Origin of the sequence: Sphaerotilus sp. FB-3, from assembly GCF_023706025.1 — a bacterium.
In the GTDB taxonomy this organism is placed as follows: domain Bacteria; phylum Pseudomonadota; class Gammaproteobacteria; order Burkholderiales; family Burkholderiaceae_C; genus Sphaerotilus; species Sphaerotilus sulfidivorans.
In genome coordinates this window covers 188,090-199,654 of record NZ_BQWE01000006.1, presented here as the reverse complement: position 1 = coordinate 199,654, position 11,565 = coordinate 188,090, and the positions used below count along the sequence as shown (strand labels likewise).

The 11,565-nt window shown below is 70.6% G+C and carries 8 protein-coding genes; 2 read left to right on the top strand and 6 right to left on the bottom strand.

Annotated features, from left to right (window positions below; genetic code table 11):
- Positions 1–97: 97 nt before the first annotated feature.
- The 5 genes from NFT33_RS02435 to NFT33_RS02415 all read right to left on the bottom strand — a co-directional run bounded on the left by NFT33_RS02435 (position 98) and on the right by NFT33_RS02415 (position 5,875).
- A complete protein-coding gene (locus tag NFT33_RS02435; protein WP_251672899.1) occupies positions 98–1,939 on the bottom strand; it encodes a type I restriction-modification system subunit M in 1,842 nt (613 codons plus the stop codon).
- 203 nt (positions 1,940–2,142) lie between these two features.
- Entirely contained in the window at positions 2,143–2,685 is a 543-nt protein-coding gene (locus tag NFT33_RS02430) for an excalibur calcium-binding domain-containing protein (protein ID WP_251672898.1), read from the bottom strand.
- Between the two features lie 53 nt (positions 2,686–2,738).
- Positions 2,739–4,163 carry a cytochrome c oxidase accessory protein CcoG gene (gene ccoG / locus NFT33_RS02425; protein WP_251672895.1) on the bottom strand — a complete coding sequence of 475 codons (1,425 nt, stop codon included), beginning with the start codon at positions 4,161–4,163 and terminating at the stop codon, positions 2,739–2,741.
- A 55-nt stretch (positions 4,164–4,218) separates the two neighbouring features.
- Positions 4,219–4,905, bottom strand: coding sequence for an acyl-CoA dehydrogenase family protein (locus NFT33_RS02420; protein WP_251672892.1), 687 nt, complete (start codon positions 4,903–4,905; stop codon positions 4,219–4,221).
- Between the two features lie 64 nt (positions 4,906–4,969).
- Complete coding sequence (locus tag NFT33_RS02415) at positions 4,970–5,875, bottom strand: DMT family transporter (RefSeq protein ID WP_251672889.1); 906 nt, start codon at positions 5,873–5,875, stop codon at positions 4,970–4,972.
- A 35-nt stretch (positions 5,876–5,910) separates the two neighbouring features.
- Here NFT33_RS02415 and NFT33_RS02410 point away from each other — a divergent pair, with 35 nt between their 5' ends.
- On the top strand, positions 5,911–7,347 hold the full coding sequence (locus tag NFT33_RS02410) for an aminotransferase-like domain-containing protein (RefSeq protein ID WP_251672887.1): 1,437 nt from the start codon (positions 5,911–5,913) through the stop codon (positions 7,345–7,347).
- A 10-nt stretch (positions 7,348–7,357) separates the two neighbouring features.
- Positions 7,358–8,953 carry an ATP-binding protein gene (locus NFT33_RS02405; protein WP_251672886.1) on the top strand — a complete coding sequence of 532 codons (1,596 nt, stop codon included), beginning with the start codon at positions 7,358–7,360 and terminating at the stop codon, positions 8,951–8,953.
- On the opposite strand, the gene clpB is transcribed toward NFT33_RS02405, so the two are convergent.
- Entirely contained in the window at positions 8,928–11,516 is a 2,589-nt protein-coding gene (gene clpB, locus NFT33_RS02400; protein ID WP_251672883.1) for an ATP-dependent chaperone ClpB, read from the bottom strand. The two genes, NFT33_RS02405 and clpB, sit on opposite strands and share 26 nt — an antisense overlap.
- Between the last annotated feature and the right edge of the window lie 49 nt (positions 11,517–11,565).

Below are 11,565 nucleotides of genomic sequence, written 5' to 3'. Positions count from 1 at the left end.
ATAAACCCCCCGGTTTGAGCATCAGGGCAGCGCGCTGTCCGAGAGGCTTGGGGGGTGTTGTTGCCGCCCATCCTACCCGCATTTCTTTGCCCACGGCTCATTCCGCCAGCTCCCCCAGCATCTTCATGATGTTGGCCGAGACCGCCTTCAGCTCCTCGTCGATGGCGTGCAGGCTGCGCGGCGGCTCGAAGACGTAGAAGTGGCGGTTGAAGGGGATCTCGTAGCCGACCTTGCTTTTCTCGGTGTCGATCCAGGCATCGGGCGCGTGCGGCAGCACCTCGCGGGCGAAGTAGGCGCTGATGTCGTCAGCGAGGGGCACGTTCTCGGTGTCGCGCAGCGCGCTGTCGGGCTGGGGGCGGCCTTTCTGCTTGCCCTTCTGGCCGAGGACCACCGCGCCGGCGGCGTCGCGCAAGGGGCGCTCGACGGTGATGGTGGTGTAGCCGAACTCCTCGTTGCGGAAAATGCGCGCGATCGGCACGCGCTTCAGGCGCCCGCCCTCGGGCGGCCGCGGCGCGGTGTCGGTGCCGGTGACCAGACTCGGCTCGGCCACCGGCTGGCCCTGGGCGTCGAGCACCGTCACCTGCTCGGCCTCGGCGAAGTCGCCGAAGAGGCGCGTCACGGTGGCGATGTGCTCGTCGCTCATCTCCCGGCGCTTCGAGCCCAGGCTCTTCCTCATCTTCTGCCAGAAGCCGCTGGCGTCGATCAGCTGCACGAAGCCGCGCCGGTCCTCGGGCTTGCGGTTGGAGACGATCCACACATAGGTGGCAATGCCGGTGTTGTAGAACATGTCGGTCGGCAGGCCCACGATGGCCTCGACAAGGTCGTTCTCCAGCAGATGGCGGCGGATCTCGCTCTCGCCGCTGCCCGCGCCGCCGGTGAACAGCGGCGAGCCGTTCAGCACGATCCCGAAGCGGCTGCCGCCCTCGGCGGGCGGGCGCATCTTGCTCACCAGATGCAGCAGGAACAGCATCGAGCCGTCGCTCACCCGCGGCAGGCCGGGGCCGAAGCGGCCGTCGAAGCCCTTGAGCTCATGCTCCTGGCGCACCTGGCGCTCGACCTTCTTCCACTCCACGCCGAAGGGCGGATTGGCCAGCATGTAGTCGAAATGGCGCTGGGCATGGCCGTCGTCGCTGAGCGTGTTGCCGCAGACGATGTTGGCCACGTCCTGGCCCTTGATCAGCATGTCGGCCTTGCAGATCGCGAAGGACTCGTCGTTGAGTTCCTGGCCGAACATGGTCAGGCGCGCCTGCGGGTTGTGCGCCAGCAGATGCTCGGCCGCCACCGACAGCATGCCGCCGGTGCCGGCGGTCGGGTCGTAGACGGTGCGCACCACCGCGCGGCCGGGCGCCAGCACCTCGCTGTCCTCGATGAACAGCAGGTTCACCATCAGCCGGATCACCTCGCGCGGGGTGAAGTGCTCGCCGGCCGTCTCGTTGGAGATTTCGGCGAACTTGCGGATCAGCTCCTCGAAGACGCTGCCCATCGTGGCGTTGTCGACCGCGTCCGGGTGCAGATCGATGCGGGCGAACTTCTCGGTGACCAGATAGAGCAGGTCCGCCTTGGCCAGCCGCTCGACCTGGGCGTGGAAGTCGAAGCGCTCGAAGATGTCGCGCGCCGCCGGCGAGAAGGCCTGCAGGTAGGCGTGCAGGTTCTGGCGGATGTGGTCCTGGTCGCCCAGGAGCGTGGGCAGGTCCAGCGGGCTGGCGTTGTAGAAGCCCACGCCGGTCTTGCGCAGCAGGAAGGGCTCGGGGTTCAGCCCGGCCTGGGTGCGCGCCGCATGCTCGGCCAGCACCGCCGGCTTGGTGGCCTCCAGCACGCAGTCCAGCCGGCGCAGCACGGTGAAGGGCAGGATGACGCGGCCGTATTCGCTTTGCTTGTAGTCACCACGCAGCAGGTCGGCGACCGACCAGATGAAGGACGAGAGGGCTTGGGAATTCATTCAGGGCAGCGGCGATCAGACCGGTCGGCTTCAGGGCCGGGCGATGATAGCCGCGGGCCTGGCGTCTCTGCCGCTCGTGGGTGCCCGCCTTCGCGGGCATGACGGAGGTGAACGGCCCCGCCACACTCGCGGACCATCCCGTCATCCTCGCGAAGGCGAGGAACCACGCCCGCCACCCTGCCCCACCCCTCAGCCCCGCCGGCTCACCACCCGCTGCGGCACCACTGCTTCTCGCACGGCACGCCGTCATGGTTGCCGTCCATCTCCACGCCGGGGCAGTTGGCCAGGAAGAACTTCGCCTCCTCGCAGGAACTCATCTGCGAGCAGTGGCGGCGGCCGTCGCAGCGCCAGCGCGAGGGTGCGGTCGGCAGAGAAGATGTCGCCGTGCCCGCTGCGGTCGGCGGAGGGATGATCGCCGGAGCCGCTGCCGTCGCAGGCAGGCGCCCGGCGGGTACGGCAGACGCTCCAGCGGCGGCGGCCGCAGCGCGCGGCGCCACCGGACGGGTTTCGCGATGCCGACTCTCAGCCGCGGCGCGGTCGCGCTCCAGGCTGCGCGCCGGGCCGGTGCCCGGACAGGGCGTCTGCTGATACGTCACCTGGCCGCCCTGGACGCATTTGTGCAGCGTCTGCGCCGCAGCCGGCAAAGACAGCGCCATGCCCAGCAACACGGCGCCAATCCACGCAGCAGCCCGACTCGCCTGACTCTTGTGCTGCGTCATCGTTTTCAACGCGGGGGAAATCCTCATCCCGGTCCTCCTGATTTTTCGAATCAGGATTATCTACAGGCGCCGTCTCGCCCTCACCTCGGCACGATGAAGGTGCTGCGCTCGCTCACCCGCTCGCCGGTGGGCAGGGTGACGCGCAGCTCGACCGGCAGCGTGCGGCCGGCGCGCTCCAGCGCGGCCTCGGCCGGCAGGCGCACGCTCAGCACCATGTCGGCCGTGCCGGCGGCCGGCAGCGGCGCGATGCGCGCGGGCTCGGCCCCCAGCGCCAGCCCGTCGTCGGTGCGCACCGCGAGCTGTCCGTCGAGCGGGCGGCCGGTGTGGTTGCGCAGCCGCAGGCGATAGACGTTCTCGACCGCGCCGTCCTCGACCGGACGGGCCATCACGCCGCGGTCGCGCAGGATGTCGAAGCCCAGCGGCGCGCGCGCCGCCAGCCCCCAGGCCATCGCCGCCAGCGTCAGCGCCAGCAGCCCGGCGTAGACCGCCACCCGCGGGCGGGCCAGCCAGCCGCGCAGCCCCGCCAGACCGCCGGCCACGGCACGGTCGCGGGCGGCGAAGCGGATCAGGCCGGTGGGACGCTGCAGGCGCTCCATCACCCGGTCGCAGGCATCGATGCACACGCCGCAGCCGATGCACTCGTACTGCATGCCGTCACGGATGTCGATGCCGACCGGGCAGACCTGCACGCACATCGTGCAGTCGATGCAGTCGCCGGCGCCGGGCGCCTTGTCCTTGCCCGCCTTGGCCGGCTGGCGCGGCTCGCCGCGCGGCAGGTCGTAGCTCACCACCTGCGTGCGCGGATCCATCAGCGAGCCCTGGAAGCGCGCGTACGGGCACATGTGCAGGCAGATCTTCTCGCGCAGCCAGCCGGCATTGCCCAGCGTGGCCAGACCGTAGAACAGCACCCAGAAGATTTCCCACGGCCCCGTGGTGCCCGCCGGCACCGAGGCCGCCAGCTCGCGCATCGGCGTGAAGTAGCCGACGAAGGTGAAGCCGGTCCACAGGCTGAAGAGGATCCAGGCCAGATGGCGCCCGCCGCGGCGCAGGATCTTGTCCGCCGTCCACGGCGCCGCGTCCAGCCGCAGCCGCGCGCTGCGGTCACCCTCGAAGCGGTGCTCGATCCACAGGAAGATCTCGGTGTAGACCGTCTGCGGGCAGCTGAAGCCGCACCACACCCGCCCGGCCAGCGCGGTGGCCAGAAAGAGCAGCAGCGCCGAGGCCACCAGCACGCCGGTCAGATAGATCAGGTCCTGCGGCCACAGCACCAGGCCGAACACGTCGAAGCGCTGGCGCTCCAGATGGAAGAGCAGCGCCTGGCGGCCATCGACCTGCAGCCACGGCACACCGAGGAAGAAGGCCTGCGTCAGCAGCACCATCGCCCAGCGCCAGCGGGTGATGCGCCCCTGCGTCGCGCGGGGCTGGATGCGGCGGGCCGGCTCGATGACCGGCTGGATCGGGATCACCCGCGGCGTCACGCGCGCGGGCAGGTCGTCGGGTTTCATGAGGATGGGGTCGGTTCGGGTTGGGGAAGGTGCGGGCTCGCGGCTCAGGCTCGGCTCAGGTCAGTGCGGCGCGCAGCACCCGGTCGACCGCGGCGATCTCGGCCCGGCGCTCGGCGCTCAGGCCGGCGTCGGGCTCGTCGGCGATGTCGAGGATCTCGTCGTCGCGGAAGAACAGCGCCTGCGCCTGCAGCTCGGCGGTGCGGGTGCCGTGCCAGTCGGCCTCGGGCCGGTCGGGACTGCGGCGCAGGCCGTCGTCGTCGCCGCTGAGCAGCACCCGCGCGCGGCGGCCGCCCTCGAAGCAGGCCGGCGCCACCAGCACGAAGCCGGCCCACTGCAGATTGGCCGCCAGGCCGAGCCGCCCCTGCAGCCGCCAGCCGCGCTCGAGCCGGCGCGCCGCCAGCGGCACCGGCGCCGAGGCGGACGGCAGCAGGCAGGCGCCGGCGCGGTGCCCGGCGATCAGGTCCGGCAGCAGGTAGTCGGCCACCGCGCGGTTGTGCGCGGCGTGCAGCTGCTCGATGCACAGCCGCTGCGCCCACAGCACCCACGCCGCGCCGGGCGCATGGCGCGCCAGCGTCCGGGCCGCACGGCCCAGCTCGGCCAGCGTGCCGCCCTGCCCGCCGGCCTCGGGCGGCAGCGCCAGCGCGGTCAGGCCCTCGCGGGCGATCCAGGCAAGCCACAGGTCGCCCTGGATGACCGGGTTCAGATGGGCGGGAACGGCGGCAAAGACAGGATCAGCAAGCATGGCGCCGACTGTGCGCGCACCCCTTCTGATCCGACAGACTCAGAAATCGTCAAAACAGACCGGATCAGATGCTACGCAGCCGGCGCCGCGCCAGCGCGTTGTCCCAGGCGATCAGCAGCCCGGCGGCGACGATGACCAGACAGCCGGTCACCATCGCCGCATCCACCCGCTCGCCGAAGACCAGCGCGCCCACCGTCAGCCCGAACAGCAGCCGGGTGTAACGGAACGGCGTGACGGTGGCCAGATCGCCGGTGCGCATCGCCTTCATCAGCGCCGCATAGGCCAGCGTGCCCACGCCGACCGCGCCGGCCAGCAGCGCCAGCACTGCCGACGAGGGCCGCGTCCAGGCCGCGGGATGCCACAGGCCGTAGAGCGCGCCGGCCAGCGCCAGCGTCAGGAAGCCGAACACGCCCAGATGCAGCGTGCCCAGCGCCGGCGGCACCGCGCGGCTGGCCAGATCGCGCCCGGCAAAGCCGATCATGCCCACCACCGCCAGCAGCGACAGCGCCGAGAAGTCGCCCGCGCCCGGACGCAGCACGATCAGCACGCCGAGCAGCCCCACCCCGACCGCCACCCAGCGCCGCCAGCCCACCCGCTCATGAAAGAACAGGCTGCCGCCCAGCACCACCAGCACCGGCGTGGCCTGCAGGATCGCGGTGGTCGTGGACAGCGGCGTCAGCGCGATCGCCAGCGCGTAGAACAGCCGCCCGACCAGCTCGAACAGCGCCCGGCCCGCCATCAGCCGCGAGCGCGCCGCCGGCTGCAGCAGCCGCACGCCCTGACCCCAGGCCAGGACCGCGAAGACCAGCGCGCCGCCCAGGCCGCACAGCACCAGCACCTCCGACAGCGGCAGCGCCTGCACCGCGCGCTTGACGAACAGGTCCTCCAGCGCAAAGGCGGCCATCGACAGCGTCATCCACAGGATGCCCTGGACATTGGGAGGAAGCGAAGGCTTCAGCGAATGTGTCATCGGGCGATTGTCGTGGCCCCGCGACAATCGCGCCCATGCCCCTCTACACCGATCTGGCCGACGAACTGGCCGACGCGATCCGCCGCGGCGCGCTGCGACCGGGCGAGCGCCTGCCCTCGGTGCGCCAGGCGCGCGCCAGCCGCCGGGTCAGCGCCGCCACCGTCTTCAAGGCCTATGACCTGCTGGAGTCGCGCGGCCTGATCGAGTCGCGGCCGCGCTCGGGCTTCTTCGTGCGGGCGGCCCGCGCGGGCAGCGCCGCCGAGCCGCAGGCCGCGCCCGCCTCGCCCGAGGCCACCGAGGTCAGCATCGGCGACCTGGTGATGCAGGTGCTGGGCTCGACCCGCGACCGCGATGTCGTGCCGCTGGGCTCGGCCTTCCCGAGTCCGCGGCTGTTCCCGCTGCGGGAACTGGCGCGCTGCGGCGCGCGGGCGCTGCGGGCGCTCGACCCGGACCGGCTGCTGGAGGACCTGAGCGCCGGCAACGAGCGGCTGCGCCATCAGATCGCCCGGCGCCAGGCGCTGGCCGGCATCGCGGTCGATCCGGACGAGATCGTCATCACCCACGGCGCGATGGAGGCGCTGGACCTGTCGCTGCAGCTGCTGACCCGGCCGGGCGACATCGTCGCGGTCGAGTCGCCGACCTTCTACGCGGCGCTGCAGGCGCTGGAGCGTCACGGCCTGCGCGCGGTCGAGCTGCCCACCGATCCGCGCGACGGCGTCGATCCGGACGCGCTGGCGCAGGTGCTCGAGCGCCACCGGGTGGCCGCCTGCTGGCTGATGCCCAATTTCCAGAACCCGCTCGGCAGCCTGATGCCCGAGGAGCGCAAGCGCGCGCTGGTGGCGCTGCTGGCACGCCACGGCCTGCCGCTGATCGAGGACGATGTCTACGGCGAGCTGCACCACGGCAGCCGCCGCCCGCTCCCCGCCAAGGCCTTCGATGCCGCCGGCGAGGTGCTGCACTGCACCTCGTTCTCGAAATGCCTGGCGCCGGGCTACCGGGTCGGCTGGGTCGCGGCCGGGCGGCATGCGCCGGGGCTGCGCCGGCTCAAGACGCTCACCTCGCTGGCCACCGCGGTGCCCTCGCAGCTGGCGATCGCCGAATACCTGGCACAGGGCGGCTTCGACCGCCACCTGCGCGGGCTGCGCCGCCAGCTCGCGGCGCAGCAGGCGCGCATGCATGCGCTGGTCGAGGCGCATTTCCCGGTCGGCACCCGGCTGGCGCGACCGCAGGGCGGCTATTTCCTGTGGGTCGAGCTGCCGGAGGGCGGCGACAGCCTGGCGCTGCAGGCGCGGGCCGCCGCGCTGGGCATCAGCCTGGCGCCGGGCGCGCTGTTCAGCGCCTCGGGCGGCGACCGGCGGCTGCGGCGCGGCCTGCGGCTGAACTTCGGCCACGCGCCGGGCGATGCGCGCATCGAGCCGGCGCTGGCCGCGCTGGGCCGGCTGGCCACCGCAGGCGGCACGCCTGGCACGTAAACTTGCTCGCATGACCACCTCGTCCACGCCGCCCCGCCTGAAGCTGCCCCTGGGCCTCCAGAACCTCCGCGAGATCCGCGAGGGCGGGCACTACTATGTCGACAAGAGCGGCATGGCGGTCGACCTGGTCGAGGCGGGCAAGTACTACTTCCTGAGCCGCCCGCGCCGCTTCGGCAAGAGCCTGCTGATCGACACCTTGAAGGAGCTGTTCGAGGGCAACCAGGCGCTGTTCACCGGCCTGGCCGCCGAATCGCGCTGGGACTGGTCGACACGCCATCCGGTCATCCGCATCAGCTTCGCCGGCAGCGTCAGCGATCCCGCCCGCCTGGAAGAGCGCATTCACGAACTGATCGACGAGAACGAGCGGCGCCTGGGCGTGCAGTGCAGCTACCGCAGCGTGACCGGGCGCTTCACCGAACTGATCCGGCTCGCGCACGAGCGCCATGGCGCACCGGCCGTGGTGCTGATCGACGAGTACGACAAGCCCATCCTGGACCGCATCGCCGAGCCGGCGCAGGCCGAGCGCATGCGCGAAGGTCTCAAGGAACTCTACGAGAGCTTCAAGGCGGTCGACGAGCACCTGCGCTTCGTCTTCCTGACGGGCGTGTCGAAGTTCAGCAAGGTCAGCCTGTTCTCCGGGCTCAACAACCTCACCGACATCACGCTCGATGCCCGCTGGAGCGCGCTGTGCGGCTACACCGACGAGGACATCGACACCGTCTTCGCGCCGGAGCTGCCCGGGCTCGACCGCGACGAGATTCGCCGCTGGTACAACGGCTACAACTGGCTCGGCACCGGGGTCTACAACCCCTACGACGTGCTCAACCTGTTCCAGAAGCGGGTGTTCGGTGCCTACTGGTTCGAGACCGGAACGCCCTCCTTCCTGGTCAGGCTGCTGGCTGAGCGCAAGGTCTTCCTGCCGCGGCTGCAGGCACTGCACACCAATGCGGCGCTGCTCTCCAGCTTCGATGTCGACCGCATCGCCCCGGAGGCGCTGCTGTTCCAGGCTGGCTACCTCACCATCCACGATGTGCGCCAGCCGGTGCTGGGCAGGTGGATGTACACGTTGGGCTATCCGAACCGCGAGGTCGAAGCCAGCCTGAACGAGGTGCTGCTGCCCGAATACGGCGTGCAGGGCGACGCCGAGGCGCAGGAGCGGCTGACGGTGATCCTGCAGCGTGGCGCACTCCACGAGCTGGAGACCCTGATCCGATCGCTGTTCGCCAGCATACCGAGCGACTGGTACCGCAGCAACCCGCTCGCCGGCTTCGAGGGCCACTACGCCAGCGTCTTCTACAGCCACTTCGCTGCACTCGGACTGGATGTGCGGGTGGAGGACGCTACCAGCCACGGCCGCATCGACATGGCGGTTCTGCACGCCGGGCGGGTGTTCCTGTTCGAGTTCAAGGTCGTTGACCGCCAAGCGACCGGTGCAGCGCTCCAGCAGATCAAAGCGCGGGGCTACGCCGACAAGTACCGCGCCCGGGGCGAGCCGATCCATCTGGTCGGCATCGAGTTCGGGCGCGCAGAGCGCAATGTCGTCGGCTTCGAGGTGGAGACGATCCAGGGGCTCGCGCCCCTCAGTGCACCGTCCGCCCGAAGCTGAAGCCGCCGTCGGCGCCGACCTCGATCGGAATCACGTCCTTCGGCCCGAACTTGCCCTCCAGGATCAGCCGGGCGACCGGGTTCTCGATGCGCTGCTGGATCGCGCGCTTCAGGGGCCGCGCGCCGAACACCGGATCGAAGCCGACCTTGGCCAGCTCGGCCAGCGCCGCCGGCGACACCTCGAGCTGCATCTCCATCTTCGCCAGCCGCGCCTCCAGGCCCTTGAGCTGGATCTTCGCGATCGACTCGATGTGCGTCTGGTCGAGCGCGTGGAACACCACCGTCTCGTCGATGCGGTTCAGGAACTCCGGGCGGAAGTGCTGCTTGACCTCGCCCCAGACCGCGTCCTTGATGTCCTGCGGCGGCTGGCCGGCCATCGACATGATCAGGTGCGAGCCGAGGTTGCTGGTCATCACGATCACGGTGTTCTTGAAGTCCACCGTGCGACCCTGGCCATCGGTCAGGCGCCCGTCATCGAGCACCTGCAGCAGCACGTTGAAGACATCCGGGTGCGCCTTCTCGACCTCGTCGAGCAGCACCACGCTGTAGGGCTTGCGCCGCACCGCCTCGGTCAGGTAGCCGCCCTCGTCGTAGCCCACGTAGCCCGGCGGCGCGCCGATCAGGCGGCTGACGGTGTGCTTCTCCATGAACTCGCTCATGTCGATGCGGATCATGTGGTCTTCCGAGTCGAACAGGAAGCCGGCCAGCGCCTTGCACAGCTCGGTCTTGCCCACGCCGGTCGGGCCCAGGAACAGGAAGCTGCCCAGCGGCCGGTTTGGATCCGACAGGCCCGCGCGGCTGCGCCGGATCGCGTCCGAGACCGCGACGATCGCCTCGTCCTGGCCGACCACGCGCTCGTGCAGGCGGCCCTCCATCTTCAGCAGCTTGTCGCGCTCGCCCTGCATCAGCTTGGACACCGGGATGCCGGTGGCGCGGCTGACCACCTCGGCGATCTCCTCGGCGCCGACCAGGGTGCGCAGCAGCTGCGGCTTGCCGCCGGCGGCCCTGCCGGCCTCCTTGGCCTGCGCCTCCTTCAGGCGCTTCTCCAGCTCCGGCAGCTTGCCGTACTGCAGCTCGGCGACCTTGTCGAAGTTGCCCTTGCGCTTGAGATCCTCGATCTGCACGCGGATGCGATCGATTTCCTCCTTCACCTGGGCCGAGCCCTGGGCCTGCGCCTTCTCGGCCTTCCAGATCTCCTCGAGGTCGGCGTACTCGCGGCCCAGGCGCTCGATCTCCTCCTCGAGCAGGCCCAGGCGCTTGATCGAGGCCTCGTCCTTCTCGCGCCGGACCGCCTCGCGCTCGATCTTCAGCTGGATCATGCGGCGGTCGAGCTTGTCCATCACCTCCGGCTTGGAGTCGATCTCGATCTTGATCTTGGCCGCGGCCTCGTCGATCAGGTCGATCGCCTTGTCGGGCAGGAAGCGGTCGGTGATGTAGCGATGGCTCAGCTCGGCCGCGGCGACGATGGCCGGGTCGGTGATCTCCACGCCGTGGTGCACCTCGTACTTCTCCTGCAGGCCGCGCAGGATGGCGATCGTGGCCTCGACGCTCGGCTCGTCGACCAGCACCTTCTGGAAGCGGCGCTCCAGCGCGGCGTCCTTCTCGACGTACTTGCGGTATTCATCCAGCGTGGTCGCGCCGATGCAGTGCAGCTCGCCGCGCGCCAGCGCGGGTTTCAGCATGTTGCCGGCATCCAGCGCGCCCTCGCCCTTGCCGGCGCCGACCATGGTGTGCAGCTCGTCGATGAAGAGAATGATGCGGCCCTCGTCCTGGCTGACCTCCTTCAGCACCGACTTCAGACGCTCCTCGAACTCGCCGCGGAACTTGGCGCCGGCCAGCAGGCCCGCCATGTCCAGCACCAGCACGCGCTTGTCCTTCAGGCTCTCGGGCACCTCGCCGTTGACGATGCGCTGCGCCAGGCCCTCGACGATCGCGGTCTTGCCCACGCCCGGCTCGCCGATCAGCACCGGATTGTTCTTCGAGCGGCGCTGCAGCACCTGGATGGCGCGGCGGATCTCGTCGTCGCGGCCGATCACCGGGTCGAGCTTGCCCAGGCGGGCGCGCTCGGTGAGATCGAGCGTGTATTTCTTCAGCGCTTCGCGCTGGCCCTCGGCCTCGGCCGAGTCGACGTTCTGGCCGCCGCGCACCGCGTCGACCGCGCCTTCCAGCGCCCGGCGGGTCAGACCGCAGGCACGCACTGCATTGCCGTAGTCGGTCTTGGCGTCGCTCAGGGCCAGCAGCACCATTTCGGTGGCCAGGTACTGATCGCCGCGCTTCGAGGCCTCCTTCTCGGCGGCCTGCAGCAGCGCGACCAGGTCCCGGCCGGGCTGGAGCTGCGCGCCGTCGACCTTGGGCAGGCGCGAAAGCGCCGCGTCGGTCGCCTCTTCGAGCGCGCGCAGGCTGACGCCGGCGCGCTGCAGCAGCGAGCGCGGGCCGTCGTCCTGGTTCAGCAGCGCCTGGACGAGATGGGGGGGTTCGATGTAGGCATGGTCGGCCGTGTTGGCCAGGCTCTGCGCGTCGGCCAGGGCCTGTTGCAGCAGCGTGGTGAGCTTGTCGAGTCGCATGGGGATGGCTCCTTCCAGTTGAGCTGCACTTGGGGAGGCGACGGAGGCA